Source organism: Streptomyces sp. VRA16 Mangrove soil, from assembly GCF_017377775.1.
GTDB lineage: Bacteria > Actinomycetota > Actinomycetes > Streptomycetales > Streptomycetaceae > Streptomyces.
Window position 1 is genome coordinate 315,737 of record NZ_JAFVLN010000004.1, and the last position, 15,549, is coordinate 331,285.

Consider the following 15,549-nt stretch of genomic DNA (forward strand, 5'->3'; position numbering starts at 1 on the left):
CGGTCCGGGAACAAGGAGGCGGCAGCGGCAGCAGCGCGGTGCGGCAGGCGCGACCGGTCACACCGGCCCGGGCGCCGCCGCACACCGCCCGGCGTGCACGGCGGCGCCCAGGGCGACGGCATCGGCGCCGAGCGTGGCGGCACGCACCGGTATGCGGCGCAGGGCGGGCAGGGTGCGGGCGGCGAGCTCTGCGCGCAGGGCGTCGAGGTACCAGGGCCCGGAGTCCAGGACGCCGCCCGCCACGACGACGACATCGGGGTCGAGTGTGGCGACCACCCCCGCGAGCGCTTCGCCGAGGGCCGCGCCGCCGGCCGCCAGCACGGCCCGGGCGGCTTCGTGCCCCTCGTGCGCCGCGGCGGCGACGGTGCGCAGGTCAGAGGCTCCGAACCGGGCCGCCATCGCGGGCCCGCCCGCCACTGCCTCGACGTGTCCGCGCGCCCCGCACGGGCATCGCCGGCCGAGGGCGGCGGCGACGGGTATGTGTCCGAGGCTGCCCGCGGCACCGTTGGCGCCGAGCAGCGTGTGCCCGCCGACGGCGACGGCGCCGCCGATCCCGGTGCCCGCCATCACCGCGACGGCGGTGGCCGCCCCGGCCGCCGCGCCGGACGCCGACTCGCCGACGAGGAAGGCCTGTACGTCGCCCAGCGCCCGCACCGGAAGACCCAGGCGCCGTTCGGCGATGTCGGCAAGCGGGGTGCCGGCCCAGCCGGGGAGGGCATCGGTGGCGGCGAGGATGCGGCGGCCGTCGGGGGCCACGATCCCCGCCGTGCCGATGCCGAGGCAGGGGACGGTCAGGTCACGTTCACGGGCCTGGGCCAGCAACTGCCCGGCGAGACGCAGCGCGCCACCGAGGACCGCGTCGGGACCGTCGACCGCCGGTGTGGGGGCGGTGAGCCGTGCCAGTGCCGTGTGATCGGGGCCGAAGAGCACGGCGGCGGCCTTGGTGCCGCCGATGTCGACGCCGAGCAGCGCGGTCCCGCGCGGCAGGGTGCCGCTGCCGACGCCCGGTGCAGTGCCGTACGGTGCGGTGCGCGGCGCCGAAGGATCGCTCGGGGCCGGGTCACGCCGGTCGGTTCCGTGTGCCGGGTTCACGGTCGTGGCTCCCTGTGGATGGTCAGCCGGTAGTCGTAGCGGTCGGCGCGGTAGAGACTGACGGCGCGCTCGACGGCGCGGCCGCGTACGTCGCGGGTGACGCGCTCGACGTGCAGTGCCGGGAAGTGCGGCGGCACGCCGAGGAGTTCGGCCTGGCGGCTGTCGACGACGGTGGCCCTGATGGTCTGGTCGGCGCGGTCGGGGGCGGCTCCGGCCCGGTCCAGCCAGTCGTACAGGGAGTGTGGTTCGCCGCTGTCGGCGAGTCCGGGGACGAGGTGCTCGGGCAGCCACACGTTCTCCAGGCACATGGGTTCATCGTCGGCCAGGCGCAACCGCTCCAGGTGGACGACGGGTGTGCCGGGCGCCACGAAGAGGTCGCGGGCGCAGGCCAGGTCGGCCTGGGTCCGCTCCAGGAGGAGCAGCCTGCTGCCGGGCGCCATGCGGCGGCCGCGGATGTCTTCGGAGAACGAGGTCAGGCGCAGCGACTTGCTGATGGTGGAGGGTTCGGCGACGAAGGTGCCCGAGCCCTGGACCCGGTAGACGTGCCCCTCCTGCACCAGGCGTTCCATGGCCCTGCGCACGGTCATCCGGCTGACGTTGTGGTGCTGCATCAGTTCTCGTTCGCTGGGCAGCGCTTCGTGCGGGGTGAGCCCTTCGATGAGGGTGAGCAGCTCGGCGCGGAGTGTCTCGTGCTTGGGCTCCTGTGCGCTCGTGGCGTCCTCGCCGCCGCGCCCCGGCGGCGGCGCGTCAGCCGTCTGCGGCAGCGCGTCAGCCGTCTGCCCCGCCGTGCTCTCGTCGCTCTGCATCGCCGTCATCCCTTGACCGCCCCTTCGCCCACGCCCCGGAAGAAGAACCGCTGGAGGCTGAAGAAGAGGGCCATCAGCGGTATCACGGCAATCATGGTGCCCGCCGCGATCACCCGCTGGTCGTTGGTGAAGGTGCCGGACAGGTACTGGATACCGACGGTGAGCGTGTAGTGGCCGGGGTCGGACAGGACGATCAGCGGCCACAGGAAGTCGTCCCAGGAGAAGACGAAACTGAAGATGGCGACGACGGACAGGGTGCCGCGCACCGCGGGAAGGGCGATGCGGGTGAACCGCTGCCACTCCCCCGCCCCGTCCAGGACGGCGGCTTCCTCGATCTCGCGCGGCAGGCCGCGGAACGCGTTGCGGAACAGCAGGACGGACAGGCCGGTGACGGCGGTGGGCAGCGCGACGCCGAGGAGGGTGTTGTTCAGGTGCAGGGAGCGCATCATCAAGAACTCCGAGACCATGATGGACTCGAACGGGATGATCATCGTGGCGAGGAAGACCGCCACGGCGACGCCACGGAAGCGGAACCGCATCCGGGCGAGGGCGTATCCGGCCAGTGAGCCGAGCAGGCAGTTGGACACGGCGCTGCCGGTGGCGACCAGCAGGGAGTTGAGGCCGTAGCGGAAGACCGGGACGGTGCGCACCACGTCGGCGTAGTGGGACAGCGTCGGGTGGTGGGGCAGCAGTTGGGGCGGGTAGCCGAAGACCTTCTCGCCGGTTCCCTTCAGCGAGGTGGACAGCTGCCACAGGAACGGGCCGACGGTCAGCGCGAGGACGGCGAGCAGCAGCAGGTAGCGCACGACGAGTCCGGCGACGGCACGGCGTGAGCGTCCCGGTGGTGCGGCGGCAGGCGGTGCAGGAAGCGGCGCCGGGAAGCCGGGCGCGAGGTCGGGGGTGGCGGTGGCGGTCTTCATGCCTGCTCCTCGCGGGAGTTGAGCCGGGTGACGAGGACGGACAGGCCGAGGGTTCCGACGAACAGGGCGATGCTCATGGCGGAGGCGTAGCCGGCCTCGCCGCCCAGGCCCAGGCCGGTCTCGCGGATCGTGTAGACGAGGGTGCGGGCCTCGCCGCCGGGCCCCGCGCTGCCGTTGCTGAGCGTGAAGACTTCCGCGAACACCTTGGCGGAGGCGATCGCGGCGAGCGTCGCCACGAGGATCATCGTGGGCCGCAGGGTCGGTACGGTGACGTGCCAGAAGCGGCGCACGGCGCCTGCGCCGTCGACTTCGGCGGCCTCCAGGAGCGACTTCGGCACGTTGGCGAGGGCCGCGAGGTAGACCACCATGTAGTAGCCGAGTCCTTTCCACACGGTCATCGCCATGGCGCCGGCGAGCAACCAGTGGGCGTCGGTGAGGAACGGCAGTGGTGAGCTGATCAAGTGCAGGCCGCGCAGCGCCGAGTTGACGAGACCGTCGCTGGACAGCAGCCAGGACCAGATGAGGCCGGCGACGACCATGGAGGCGACGACGGGCGAGTAGTAGACGGCCCGGAAGAAGCCGACACCCGCGACGCGACGCTGCACGAGCATCGCCACCAGCAGCGGCAGCGTCACCATCAGCGGGACGACGACCACGAGGTAGAGGGCGGTGTTGCGCACCGAGAGCCAGAACTGGCCGTCGTGGACGAGGCGTTGGTAGTTGGCGAATCCGGTGAAGTGGCCGCCGCCCAGGGTGCTCGCGTCCGTGAGCGAGAGCACGGCGGTGTTGCCGAAGGGCACGATGAAGAAGGTGATCGCGACGGCGAGCGCCGGGGCCAGGAACAGCCAGGGAACGTACCAGCGTCGGCCGGTCACGCGTCCTCCTCTGGGACGTCGGTGGATGGGGAAGGAAGGGGAGGGGAGGCGGGCCCGGGATCCGGGGAGGAGGAGCCCGGGCCGCAGGGATCAGCTGTTCGTGATCGCGTTCGCGGCTTCGACCGCCTGGTCGAGCGCCTTCTGCGGGCTGAGCCTGCCCTGGAGGGCGAGCTGGATCTTGGCGAGGACCGCCTGCTTGACCCGGTCGTCGAACTGCACGGGGACGAGGTTCTGCGCCTTGGCGATCTGTTCGGCCGAGATCTTGCGCGCCTGTGCGTCGACCGATCCGTCACCGTCGGCGGTGAAGTAGGGGTCCTTGAGCGCCTCGGTGACGCTGGGCAGCACGGTGACGATCTTGCTGAAGGCGAGCTGGTTGTCGCTGTTGGCCATGTAGCTCGCGAACGCGAGGCCGGCGCGCTGGTTCTTGCTCGACTTGGGCACCAGCAGCCCCATGACGGACATGTTGGTGACGCCGTCCGAGCCGGTGATCTGCGGTCCCACACCGGTGGCCTTGGCGACCTTCGGCGCGTTCTGCTTGATGATCGTCAGGAAGTTGGGGCCGGAGGGCAGCAGGCCGACGGTTCCGGCCTGGTAGGCCTCGGTCTCCTTGCTGTGGTCCTGGGTCAGCGAGTCCTTCGGGTAGACACCTCCCTTGTACGCCTTGACGAGCTTGCCCAAGTAGGCCGCTGCGTCCGGGGTGTTGAAGATCCACTTCTTCCCGCTGTCGTCGAGCAGCGGGACGCCCTGCTTGGCAAGGTCGGTGATGAAGCGGTTCTCCAGGGCGGGGTGGATCCCGTAGAAGGAACCCTTGCCGGCGGTGGAGAGCTTCTTGCCGTCCGCCAGCAGCTCGTCGAACGTGGCCGGCGGCTTCCGGGGGTCGAGCCCGGCCTTCTTGAAGAGGTTCTTGTTGTACATGGTGACCTCGGAGGTGAGGTACCACGGGATGCCGTACGAGCCGGACTTGCCGGGCACCGTGAAGGCCTGCCATGCGCCGGGTATGTAGTCGCCCTTGATCTTCGCGGCGGCGCTGTCCATGTCGACGAACAGCCCCTTCTGCTCCAGCGGCTGCGCGAACTGCGGGTTGAGGTTCACCACGTCGGGCAGCGTGCCCGCGGTGGCGTCGGTGGTCAGCTTCTCCTGGGCTCCCTGGAAGGGGATGTCGATCCACTTGACCTTGACGCCGGGGTTCTTCTTCTCGAAGCCGTCGATGACGCCGTTGACGTACTTGGTGAAGGTCGGCTTCAGCTGCAGCGTCTCGAAGGTGATGGTGCCCTTGAGGGGCCCCTTGCCGGCGGCGGACGACGAGCCGTCCGCGCTGTCCGACGAACCGCCGAGACCGCAGGCGGCGGTGAGCGAGCCGACCACGGCGACGGCCGCGGCGAGGCGCAGACCTCTGAAGGAGGGCATGAGGCTCCTAGGGAAGATCCGGGCATGCGTGGTGCCCGATGAAATCCGGCTGGTACGGCGGAAGTTGAGCAAGTGGTCCGTACCACTTGATGGCATGAGTGTCCCGACGAACCCCCGGGGCGTCAACCCTTGAAGGTCTCGATTCCGCATCGAGGCCCCCTTCGACGAGCGGCACAACGAGCCCACTTGTCTCGTCCAACCCTCTTGCCCTCGGCCCGACTTCGTGTCTTCATGGCCGTCATGACCGAAACTGAGGCCATAACAGGCAGCGTTCGCCCTCTCCCCCGCCGCACCCTGCTCGCAGCCGCACCGCTCGCGGCGGCGGGTCTGGCGATCGGCGGCTCGGCAGGCCGCGCCTCCGCGCAGGCGTCACGATCCCCCGAAAGAGCTACGGACCACTCGGTGATATCAGAAGGAGTGGACCGGACCACAGGTGTGTTCGGCGAGGACGTCTGGACGGCCGGGGAGCCCACCGCTCCCGGCCCCACCGTCGTGCGCGAACTGCTGCACCCGCTGCCCGGCGCGTACGCCGGACCGGAGATCGTCGTCTCGAACAATCCGGAGACCGTCACGGGCCCCGGCTGGCTCATGCAGCACGCACGGACGACCGTCACCCGCGGCGGCACGGCCCGCGCCCTGTCCGGCCGCTTCCCGCTGTACCTGTACCACCAGAACAGCACGGGCCAGACCGCCTACCTCCACATCCTGATCGCCAACCCCGGCGCCGAGCGCACCCGCGTGTCGCTGCGCGGCACGGCGTGGACCAACAAGGACAAACCCCTGATCCAGGACCCGGCGCAGCGCGCGGGGACCGGCCCCTGCTACGCCACCTCCGAGGACTGGCTCACCGGAAACCTGCGCCAGTGGCTCCCCTCGACCGCCGTCGAACCCGGCGCGCTGATCGAGGCGGCACGGATCCCGATGACCGGCTCCATCACGGACGGCCTGTTCGAGGTGACCGCCGCCTCCGGCGTGCACACGTACACCGTGGTCACCCTCGACGGCAGCACGGACTCCGCCCGGCGGTACGCCCTCGACGACACGGCCACCGCACCGGGCAACGTCATCTCGCAGACGCCCACCACGTACGGCCGCATGTCGGGCGTCTACGCCCACTCGTTCTGGGACGCGGGACGCAGCCGCGTCGACGTACCGGCCGCCGGCCACCACCTGGGTCTGGCGGTGAACGTGACGGGCCGCCAGGTGCCCTCCCTCGACCAGACGGCGCCCGCGACCGCCGCTCTCACGGACTCCTCGCAACGCAGCTGGGGCAACTACGGCTCCTGGTACGACATCGGGCTCCGCCTGCGCAACACCTCCTGCGAGCCCCGCACGGTGCGGGTCACGTTCGGCTCCAACATCACCGCCGCCACCGACGTTCCCGGTGACACCTGGAACGGAGCCCTCGGCCTGACGGTCGACGACGGGCCGGAAGAGATCGTGACCGGCTACGTACGGCCGACGGAGCCCCGCGACACCCTGGCCACCCTGTCCGTCCCGCCGCGGGGCAGCCGCGACGTCCGGCTGCGGTTCATCGTGCCGGGTCTGATCAGTGCCGGCTCGCAGCTTCTGCTGGAGAGCGTGTAGGGATCGGCGCCCGCCTGTGCGCCACGCACGGGTGGCCGGTCGTGGCGCACGGGTTCGGCCGCATGGCCCGGCCGCGCGCCACGGCTGGTCCGTGCGAGGCCGCCCGCCGTCACCCCGCGTTGACGGTGGCCTTGGGGATCGCGATTCCCGGGACGTGGTAGTGCTTGAGGATCTTGAGGTAGGTGCCGTCGTCCATGAGGGACTGCAGGGCTCGCTGGATCGACCGCGAGAGCCGGGGGTCGTTCTTGGCGACCGCGATGCCCATGGGTGAGGGGCTGTGGGGGCCGACCGCGGCGTCGCCCGTGACGGTCGAGAAGGTCTTCCCGTGGTCGGTGGTCGAGGCGACCCATGCCGCGGTCACCTCGTCGAGGAAGTCGGCGACGACTTTGCCGCTGCGCAGCGCGAGTTGGGCCTCGGAGTCCTTGGCGAAGGCCAGCACCTTGATGGGCGGCAGACCTGCCTCTTCGCACGTGGCCTGACGGTCCTTCAGGAGTTGTTGATGGTGGGTACCGCTCTGGACCCCTACTGTCCGCCCGCACACATCAGTGATCTTGCTCAGTCCGATGGGGTTTCCCTTCTTGACCAGCCAGCCGGGCCCGGCGTTGAGGTAGTCGACGAAGTCGACCGCCTGCTGCCGTTCCTTCTTGTCGGTCATGGCGGACATCACGACGTCGAACTTTCCGGCCTGGACGGCGGGGAGCAGTCCGTCGAACTTCTGCGGGGTGAAGGTGAACGTGACGCCGAGCCGAGCGCCGATGGCCCGCCCGAGGTCGTGGTCGATGCCCGTGATGTCGTGGCTTCCCACGCTCGTGAACATCTCGAACGGCGGGTACGGGACATCCGTCGCCACCCGCACCACCTTGCGTGAGCGGATTTTCTCGCTCAGGCCCGCGTGCAGCGCGGGGTCGGCCTTGACGGTCACCCCTGACGCGATCTTCTGGGCCTTGGCCGGGGCCTTCCCGGGCCCGGGGTCCGCACTGCCGCCGCACGCGGTCATCGCGAGCGAGCAGAGCGCGGCCAGAGGCAGCGTGACGGCGTACCGGAGCACGGCGGGTCTCAGCATGGGCTTCCTTCTGGGCAGTGGGGTCGGTGTGACGCGCCTGGGGAGCGGGCCCCGCGACGGGAGCCCGCTCCTCGATGGGCCGGGCTCAGCAGGCGGACGGTGTTCCGTCGTAGAGGCCGGTGTCCGGTCGGCCGTCGGTGACGCTGCGCTGGTAGTAGCCGCAGGTGGGGCGCTGGGCGAAGTCGAAGGTGGCGCCGGGCTTCAGATGCCAGATCTTGAAGCCCTTGTAGGTGAGGGGCTGTCCTGCCACGGCCTTCTCGGGCTGGTGGTCGGCGAGGACGACATAGGCGTCGGCTCCGTAGAGGGTGGCCTTGCCCTGGGCGTCGAGGTAGAGGGATCCGCCGCCCTCGTCCACGCCGACGCCCCACGCCTTGCCCCCTGCCGTCAGGCCGTCCTTGACGGCCCGCGCGGCGAAGGACATCAGGCGGCCCATCCGGTCGCGGGCGACGAAGTGGGAGTCGTTGATCGTGTCGCCGTAGTGGGGCCAGGAGAACATGCCGGTGGTGAAGGTGGCGTACGAGTCGTAGGGGTCGGCGAGCGCCTCGCTGCTGGTGATGCTGCCCTTGCAGGCGTCGTAGACGACAGAGCTGTTGATGTGGGTGCCGGCGCTGCCGCCGCCGGCTCCGCCGCCCTTGGCGACGACGGACTGCACCGACGCCTGGAGGGCGGTGCCCTTCCAGGCCACGTAACGGCACTGGTTGCCGCCGGCGAAGTAGACGAACTCGGCGTTGCGGATGTCCTGGTTGACCTGGGTGTTGTTGCCGTCGGACGCGGCGGTGAGGGTCCAGGTCGTACAGGAGTTGACGCCCGCGAGCCGCATCACGGTGTCGCACTCGGGCGTGGCGCTGCCGGACGAGGGGGCCGAGCCCGCCAGGACCACGACGTCGAGGCTGCCGCTCGCGCCGCGGATGGTGTCGATCGCCCGCCCCATCGACGCGGCCACGACACCGCCGTCGCCGTTCATGGTGAAGGCCGGGCCCGACCAGGCACTGCGGCTGACGTCGCTGGAACTGCCCAGACGGATCCGGTCGGCCCGCGCCGCGGCGGGCGGGGCGGCCAGCCCGGCGACCGTCAGGGCGAGAACCGTGGCGAGCAGCGCCGAGCGCAGCCCACCACGGGTGAGGGAGAGGGGTTTCACGAAGTCTCCTTCCGCTCAGGCCTCTTGGCCCGGCGTCGTTACGCCGGCCACACCTTGAGGCGGATTCGGAACATACAAGTAGCTCATCGGTAGCGCTATATGTAATCCGAGGTTCCCCTGGAGCCTGCCCCAGAGCAGCCCGCAATGCCCTGAAAGTTATGGATTTTCGCCGTTCGCACGCGCCGTCGCCTCGCGTTACCTGAACGTAACGAGCGATACATCTATGCACAGAGACGCTCTGGATGTAATTTCCCTGCTCGAACACTCCATCAGCTCCGCCGCAAGCGTGAGGAACCCTCCCGTGACTCCCAGATCCGCATCACGCCACCTTGTCGTGGCCGCCGCGAGTACCGCGCTCGTCTGCCTCCTCGGCGCCTGCGACAGCGCCTCGGACACCGCCGACGCCAAGACCCCCGCATCCCTGAAGATCGCCGGGGTCACGGTGAAGAAGAGCGCCGAGCTGCACGCGGCGCTTCCGGACGCCATCAAGAAGTCCGGCACGGTCCGCGTGGCGACCGACGTCCCGTACGCGCCGTTCGAGATGTTCGTGAAGGAGGGCGAGAGCGAACTGACCGGCCTGGACTACGACTTGGGCCAGGCGCTGGGGGCCCGGCTCGGGGTGAAGTTCGCCTTCACGCCGCAGAAGTTCGACGGCATCGTGCCGGCGATCCAGGCCGGCAAGTTCGACGCGGCGATGTCGGCCATCACCGACAACAAGGAGCGTCAGCAGGTCGTCGACTTCGTCGACTACTCGCAGTCGGGCTCCGGCATCCTCGTGGCGAAGGGCAACCCGAAGAAGATCACGAACCTTGACGGTCTGTGCGGCCGCAAGGTCGCCGTGCAGGCCGCGACCAACCAGCTGAAGCTGCTCAAGGCGCACCAGAAGGAGTGCGGCGGCAAGAACATCGACATCCAGACGTTCCCGAAGGACTCCGACGCCCAACTGGCGCTGCGTTCCGGCAAGGTGGACGCCGAGGTCCTGACGAAGCCGGCCGCCGGCTGGACCGCGAAGACCGCCGACGCGGGCAAGACCTTCGACCTGGTCGAGGACGCCCAGGCGCCCGGCGGTTACAACGCCTCCCCCAACGGCATCGCGATCTCCAAGAAGCTGCCGCAGCTGACCGACGCCGTGCAGAAGGCACTGCAGTCGCTGATCGACGACGGCACCGTCAAGAAGATCTTCGCCAAGTACGGGGTCGCCTCCATCGCCGTGGAGAGCGCCACGAAGAACGCGGCGGTGGACTGAGCATGACCACCGCATCCGTCACCGCGGGCACGTCCCGCGCCGACGCCCCGCCCCCCGACGAGCCGCGCATCGTGCCGGTCCGGCACTGGGGCCGCTGGATCGCGGCGCTCGCCGCCCTGCTGGCCGTCGGCGGCCTCATCGGTTCGCTGGCCCGCAACGCCAACCTGCACTGGGACATCGTCGGCGACTACCTCTTCGAGGGGCTCATCTTCGACGGCCTGGTCACCACGCTGTGGCTCACCGCCGCGGCGATGGCGCTCGGTCTGGCCCTCGGCACCCTGCTCGCCGTGATGCGCCTGTCGCACAACCCGGTGCTCTACGGCCTTTCGACCCTGTTCGTCTGGGTCTTCCGCGGCACCCCGCTGCTCGTCCAGATCATCTTCTGGGGATACGCGGCCGCCCTCTACAAGAAGGTGCTCATCGGGATCCCGTTCACCCACATCACCTTCCTGAGTGGGGACACCAACTCCCTGCTGACCCCCTCGGTCGCCGCGCTGCTGGCCCTGGGCCTGAACGAGGCCGCGTACGCGAGCGAGATCGTGCGCGCCGGCATCCAGTCCGTCGACACGGGGCAGACCGAGGCCGCCCACTCGCTCGGGATGCGTCCCGCCCTGACCATGCGGCGGATCGTGCTGCCGCAGGCGATGCGCGTCATCATCCCGCCGATGGGCAACGAGACCATCAACATGCTCAAGATGACCGCGCTGGTCTCGGTGATCGCGGCCCACGACCTGATGTCGAACATCCAGGACGTGTACGCGCAGAACTACCAGGTCATCCCCATGCTCATGGTGGCCAGCATCTGGTACCTGGCCCTGGTCAGCCTGTTGAGCCTGCCGCAGGCCTGGCTGGAGCGCCGCTACGGCCGCGGCTCGTCCGGCGGACGTCCCTCGCCCCTGGCCCGTCTGTTCTCCGCCGGCGCCCTCATCCGCAAGCCGGCGACCGTCCAGGCCGACCCGTCCAAGACCGTGAAGGACCCGGCATGACCACTGCTCCACAGACCGCCCCCGACACCGCGTCCACGACGGCGGAGCCGATGGTGCGCGCGGAGGCGGTCCGCAAGAACTTCGGCCGTCTGGAGGTGCTCAAGGGCATCGACCTGACCGTCCAGGCCGGTCAGGTGTGCTGTCTGCTCGGCCCCTCGGGGTCGGGGAAGTCGACCTTCCTGCGCTGCATCAACCACCTCGAGAAGATCGACGGCGGACGGCTGACCGTCGACGGCGTTCCGGTCGGCTACCGCGAACGCGACGGCCGCCTGTACGAGTTGCGCGAACGCGAGGTCGCCGAGCACCGGCGCTCCATCGGCATGGTGTTCCAGCGCTTCAACCTCTTCCCGCACCTGACCGCTCTGGAGAACGTCACCGAGGCACCGGTGCGGGTGGCGCGGCGGCAGCGGGCCCAGGTGCGCGAGGAGGCCATGGAGCTGCTCGACCGGGTCGGTCTCGCCGACCGGGCCCATCACCACCCCGCGCAGTTGTCCGGCGGCCAGCAGCAGCGCGTCGCGATCGCCCGTGCGCTGGCCATGAAGCCGCGCCTCATGCTGTTCGACGAGCCGACCTCCGCCCTCGACCCCGAGCTGGTGGGCGATGTCCTGGACGTCATGCGTGCGCTCGCCGAGGACGGGATGACCATGGTCGTGGTCACCCACGAGATCGGCTTCGCGCGCGAGGTCGCCGACACCGCGGTGTTCATGGACGACGGCGTCGTGGTGGAGGCGGGCAGCCCCCGCGACGTCCTGACCCGGCCTCAGCAGGAGCGCACCCGCGCCTTCCTGTCGAAGGTCCTGTGAGCGCCCCGGTGGCAGGCCGTCCCGCGACGGACGGTCTGCTGGCACACACCCGCGCGGCACTGCCCCGCTACCTCGACGAGCTGGAACAGCTCGTCTCCGTGGACTCGGGCTCATACAGTCCCGACGGAATCAACCGGGTCGCGGACTGGGTCGAGGGCCGGATGCACCGGCTCGGATTCACCGTCGAGCGGATCTCCGGAGGAACGCTGCCGACCGGACAGCGCTCCGGCGACATCCTCGTGGCCCGCCGCACGGGCGCTCTGGCCGCCGCGGACGGTGCCCGCCGGATCCTGCTGGCCGGCCACATGGACACCGTCTTCGACGACGGGACCGCGCGCCTGCGGCCCTTCACCATGGAGGGCGACCGCGCCCACGGTCCCGGGGTCAGCGACGACAAGGGCGGGCTCCTCGCCGGGATCCACGCGATCGAGGCACTCGACGCGCTCGGCTGGGACCAGTACGCCGAGCTCGTCCTGCTGGCCACGCCGGACGAGGAGATCGGCTCCCCCGTCAGCAGGCCGGTGACCGAGGCCACCGCAGCCGCGGCCGACTGCGCGCTCGCGCTGGAGTGCGCCCGGGAGAACGGCGACCTGGTCATCGCGCGCAAGGGCGTGGCCGATCTGCGGGTGACCGTCACCGGGCGCGCCGCGCACGCCGGGATCGAGCCCGAGCGGGGCTCCCACGCCGCCCTGGCCGCGGCGCATCTCGTCATCGCCCTGCAAAACCTGAACGGCCGGTTCCCGGACGTGAGCGTCAACGTCGGTGTGGTCAGGGCCGGTTCGCGGCCCAACATCGTGCCCGCGGAGGCGGAGCTGCACGTCGAGATCCGGTCCTCGAAGGCGCGCTCCCTGGACGACTGCCGCCGGGCCGTCGAGGACCTGGCCCGCACCCCCTGGGTCGCCGGTACACGTGCCGTGGTCGAGGTGACGGACGTGTGCCCGCCGATGGAGGAGACCGAACGGGTCCGGCAGCTCGCCGCGACCGCGCTGCGCCTGGGCGCCGGGCTGGGCCTGTCCGTGGGCGCGGCCGCGACCGGCGGCGTCGGCGACGCGAACATCATCGCCGGGGCCGGGATTCCGGTCCTGGACGGGCTCGGTCCCGTCGGAGGGGGCGATCACAGCCCGGCCGAGTGGCTGGACGTGTCCTCCGTGCCGGGGCGGATCGCCCTGCTGGCCGCCCTCATCGCGGAGTCGGGCGACACCCACGGCCCCTCGGCCGCGTGATCCCTGCCCTCGTCGTGGCGCGGCCGCGCCACGACGAGGCGTACCCCTCGCACCACCGGATGGTCTCCGGCCGCCACGCGCGGCACGAGGTCGACACCCCTTCAGGAGTCCCGCAATGAACGCTCACGCACACTCCCCTCGCCCCTCGCGCGGCATGCGGCGCGGCGCCGGCGCGGCGGGCATCGCCGTGTGTCTCGCCGTGCTCGGCGCCGCCCCGGCGCCCGCCTCCGTCACCCCCTCAGGCGTCGGCCATGGGTCACTGGTGCTGGTCGGCGGCGGCCTCAAGGACGACAACACGCAGGTCTACGGCGAGATCATCCGCCGCGCGGGCGGCCCCGGACAGGCCCGCATCGGCGTCCTCACCGCGGCCTCCGTCCCGGCGAGCCAGGACCCGAACGCGGACGACCCCGACACGTGCAGCAACTCCGCGTGCAACGGGGCCTATTACGCCGACCTGTTCAAGCGGCACGGCGCCGCCGACGCCCAGTGGATCCCGGTGGACCTGGACCACATCGCCAACGCCGACTCCGACGCGGTGGTCGCGCAGATCAACTCGATGACCGGGTTCTTCTTCGGCGGCGGCGACCAGTACCGGTACGTCACCAGCCTGCTGCACGGCGAGCAGCACACCGACTCCAAGGTGCTCGCCGCGATCCGCGCCAAGCTGAAGGCGGGGGCCGTCGTCGCCGGCTCCAGCGCGGGCGCGCAGATCGCCTCCGGCCCCGACATGCTCACCGGCGGCGACTCCTACCCGGGCCTTCGCGACGGCAGCAGACCCGGCTACTTCGACGATCCGACCGTTCTCGGCTATCTCCCCCGGGGCGGTTTCGGCTTCCTGCGCTCGGGGCTGCTCGACACCCACACCGGCACCAACGGACGTGAAGGCCGCTCCCTGCGCCTGGCCGCCGACACCGGTCACGACCTCGTCTACGCCCTCGACGAGGACACGGCCCTCGTGGTCGACGACGCGGGCAGCGCACGTGAGCGGGTCAAGGTCATCGGAAGCCAGGGCGTCAGCGTGCTGGACCTGTCCGGCGCCCACGCGGGCGACGGGCCCACGGGCTGGCACCTGCACAACGCCCGCTACACGTACCTGACTTCGGGCGACAGCTACGACCCGCGCACCGGCAGAGCGGCCACCCCGGACAAGCACCGCCTGGCCCCGACGTCCCACGCTCCGGTGCCGCCCAACACCGACGTCTTCTACTCCCCCGCCAACGTCGAGGGCACGCCGTACAGTCTGCGCGGCACAGCCCGCGCGCTGGCCGCGTCCACCCGGCGCACCGCCACAGCGACGACGTACGAGAACGACCCCCGGTTCACCGTCACCCTGACCGAACCGCGCGGCTTTCGTCCGCTGAGCGCGGACGGCCGCACGCCGCAGACGCTGCTGGACCTGCGGCTGGACATCGACGCCGACCGACCGGACTCCGCCGCACAGCGCTAAGGTCGACAAACCGCTCGTCCCGCAAAGGAACCGTCTCATGGCCATGGGCACCCTCGCCGACCGCATCCGCCAGCAGCTGGGCGAACTCAGCCCCGCGGAGCGCCGGGTCGGCAGGGTGCTCCTGGCCGACTACCCCGCCGCCGGCTTCGAGACCGTGGCCGTCGTCGCGGAACGTGCCCGCGTCAGCGCCCCCACGGTGCTCCGGTTCGTGGGCCGCTTCGGCTTCCGCGGCTTTCCCGACTTCCAGGCCGGTCTGCGCGCGGAGCTCGACGAACGCAGCGCCTCTCCCCTTTCTCTCTACGAGGCCTCGGACCGCGGCGCGAGCGAGCAGGAGGGCGACGAGAGCCTCCTCGACCAGGGCCGTCGGGTCTTCACGGCAGCACTGGCGCAGACCTACGACGAGCTGCCCCCGCACGACCTGGAGCGCGCGATCGAGCTGCTCGGCGACCCCAAGCGCCGGATCACCCTGACGGGCGGCCGCTTCACGCACCACCTCGCCCAGTATCTGGCGCTCCATCTGATGCAGCTGCGCGACGGCGTCTCGGTGCTGTCCGAGCGCACCGTCGAGCGGACCGCCGCCCTGACCGGCTGGGGCCGCCGTGACGTCCTGGTCGTCTTCGACTACCGGCGCTACGAGCCGGACAAGGCGGCGTTCGCCGAGCTGCTCGGCGAACGCGGCGGGCGGGTCGTCCTCTTCACCGACACGTGGCTGTCGCCCGCCGCCGCCCACTCCGAAGTGGTGCTGGCGACCCAGGTGACCGCGCCTTCCCCGTACGACAGCCTGGTGCCGACGATGGCCGTGATCGAGACGGTGGTGGCGGGGCTGGTGCGGGCCCTCGGCGAGGAGGCGCATGCCCGCCTCAAGGAGGGTGAACGCCTCGCTCGGGCCACGGGCATGGTGTAGCCGCGGCTGACGGGGCCAACGAGCGCAGCGGTTCCGGCACGGGCTGTGCCCT

The 15,549-nt window shown here is 70.9% G+C and carries 15 protein-coding genes; 8 read left to right on the forward strand and 7 right to left on the reverse strand.

The window, feature by feature from the left end; all coding sequences use genetic code 11:
* Positions 1-57: 57 nt before the first annotated feature.
* From J3486_RS13655 to J3486_RS13675, 5 genes are all read right to left on the reverse strand, one after another.
* Complete coding sequence (locus J3486_RS13655; protein ID WP_207820543.1) at positions 58-1,092, reverse strand: ROK family protein; 1,035 nt, start codon at positions 1,090-1,092, stop codon at positions 58-60.
* Positions 1,089-1,907: a GntR family transcriptional regulator gene (locus J3486_RS13660; protein WP_229377972.1), complete on the reverse strand. Its 819-nt coding sequence runs from the start codon at positions 1,905-1,907 to the stop codon at positions 1,089-1,091. Before J3486_RS13660 ends, J3486_RS13655 begins: the two co-directional genes overlap by 4 nt.
* A complete protein-coding gene (locus tag J3486_RS13665; protein WP_207820544.1) occupies positions 1,904-2,818 on the reverse strand; it encodes a carbohydrate ABC transporter permease in 915 nt (304 codons plus the stop codon). The genes J3486_RS13660 and J3486_RS13665 overlap by 4 nt, the downstream gene beginning before the upstream one ends.
* A complete protein-coding gene (locus J3486_RS13670) occupies positions 2,815-3,693 on the reverse strand; it encodes a carbohydrate ABC transporter permease (protein WP_207820545.1) in 879 nt (292 codons plus the stop codon). The genes J3486_RS13665 and J3486_RS13670 overlap by 4 nt, the downstream gene beginning before the upstream one ends.
* Before the next feature lie 90 nt (positions 3,694-3,783).
* Entirely contained in the window at positions 3,784-5,100 is a 1,317-nt protein-coding gene (locus J3486_RS13675) for a sugar ABC transporter substrate-binding protein (RefSeq protein WP_207820546.1), read from the reverse strand.
* 417 nt (positions 5,101-5,517) lie between these two features.
* Here J3486_RS13675 and J3486_RS13680 point away from each other — a divergent pair, with 417 nt between their 5' ends.
* Complete coding sequence (locus J3486_RS13680) at positions 5,518-6,687, forward strand: DUF3370 family protein (protein ID WP_207820547.1); 1,170 nt, start codon at positions 5,518-5,520, stop codon at positions 6,685-6,687.
* A gap of 109 nt (positions 6,688-6,796) precedes the next feature.
* On the opposite strand, the gene J3486_RS13685 is transcribed toward J3486_RS13680, so the two are convergent.
* Both J3486_RS13685 and J3486_RS13690 read right to left on the reverse strand, forming a co-directional pair.
* On the reverse strand, positions 6,797-7,750 hold the full coding sequence (locus J3486_RS13685) for an ABC transporter substrate-binding protein (protein ID WP_207820548.1): 954 nt from the start codon (positions 7,748-7,750) through the stop codon (positions 6,797-6,799).
* 85 nt (positions 7,751-7,835) lie between these two features.
* Positions 7,836-8,888 (reverse strand): hypothetical protein, encoded by a 1,053-nt coding sequence (locus tag J3486_RS13690; protein ID WP_207820549.1) that lies wholly within the window; start codon positions 8,886-8,888, stop codon positions 7,836-7,838.
* A gap of 334 nt (positions 8,889-9,222) precedes the next feature.
* Here J3486_RS13690 and J3486_RS13695 point away from each other — a divergent pair, with 334 nt between their 5' ends.
* From J3486_RS13695 to J3486_RS13720, 7 genes are read left to right on the forward strand one after another with little or no spacing between them, the layout of a single operon-like run.
* A complete protein-coding gene (locus J3486_RS13695; RefSeq protein ID WP_307804800.1) occupies positions 9,223-10,134 on the forward strand; it encodes an ABC transporter substrate-binding protein in 912 nt (303 codons plus the stop codon).
* 2 nt (positions 10,135-10,136) lie between these two features.
* Positions 10,137-11,120 (forward strand): amino acid ABC transporter permease, encoded by a 984-nt coding sequence (locus J3486_RS13700; RefSeq protein ID WP_207820551.1) that lies wholly within the window; start codon positions 10,137-10,139, stop codon positions 11,118-11,120.
* A complete protein-coding gene (locus J3486_RS13705) occupies positions 11,117-11,923 on the forward strand; it encodes an amino acid ABC transporter ATP-binding protein (RefSeq protein ID WP_374194721.1) in 807 nt (268 codons plus the stop codon). The genes J3486_RS13700 and J3486_RS13705 overlap by 4 nt, the downstream gene beginning before the upstream one ends.
* 8 nt (positions 11,924-11,931) lie before the next feature.
* A complete protein-coding gene (locus J3486_RS13710) occupies positions 11,932-13,146 on the forward strand; it encodes a M20 family metallopeptidase (RefSeq protein ID WP_307804801.1) in 1,215 nt (404 codons plus the stop codon).
* Positions 13,143-13,265: a hypothetical protein gene (locus tag J3486_RS44675; protein ID WP_267878189.1), complete on the forward strand. Its 123-nt coding sequence runs from the start codon at positions 13,143-13,145 to the stop codon at positions 13,263-13,265. The genes J3486_RS13710 and J3486_RS44675 overlap by 4 nt, the downstream gene beginning before the upstream one ends.
* Entirely contained in the window at positions 13,262-14,593 is a 1,332-nt protein-coding gene (locus tag J3486_RS13715; RefSeq protein WP_229377973.1) for a cyanophycinase, read from the forward strand. Before J3486_RS44675 ends, J3486_RS13715 begins: the two co-directional genes overlap by 4 nt.
* A 37-nt stretch (positions 14,594-14,630) precedes the next feature.
* On the forward strand, positions 14,631-15,497 hold the full coding sequence (locus J3486_RS13720; RefSeq protein WP_207820553.1) for a MurR/RpiR family transcriptional regulator: 867 nt from the start codon (positions 14,631-14,633) through the stop codon (positions 15,495-15,497).
* Positions 15,498-15,549: the final 52 nt, after the last annotated feature.

Bases quoted from the DNA above. Each gene is read 5' to 3' on its own strand.
- J3486_RS13685 (WP_207820548.1), bottom strand. From the start codon at position 7,750: ATGCTGAGACCCGCCGTGCTCCGGTACGCCGTCACGCTGCCTCTGGCC.
- J3486_RS13660 (WP_229377972.1), bottom strand. From the start codon at position 1,907: ATGACGGCGATGCAGAGCGACGAGAGCACGGCGGGGCAGACGGCTGAC.
- J3486_RS13720 (WP_207820553.1), top strand. From the start codon at position 14,631: ATGGCCATGGGCACCCTCGCCGACCGCATCCGCCAGCAGCTGGGCGAA.
- J3486_RS13700 (WP_207820551.1), top strand. From the start codon at position 10,137: ATGACCACCGCATCCGTCACCGCGGGCACGTCCCGCGCCGACGCCCCG.
- J3486_RS13675 (WP_207820546.1), bottom strand. From the start codon at position 5,100: ATGCCCTCCTTCAGAGGTCTGCGCCTCGCCGCGGCCGTCGCCGTGGTC.
- J3486_RS13705 (WP_374194721.1), top strand. From the start codon at position 11,117: ATGACCACTGCTCCACAGACCGCCCCCGACACCGCGTCCACGACGGCG.
- J3486_RS13665 (WP_207820544.1), bottom strand. From the start codon at position 2,818: ATGAAGACCGCCACCGCCACCCCCGACCTCGCGCCCGGCTTCCCGGCG.
- J3486_RS13715 (WP_229377973.1), top strand. From the start codon at position 13,262: ATGAACGCTCACGCACACTCCCCTCGCCCCTCGCGCGGCATGCGGCGC.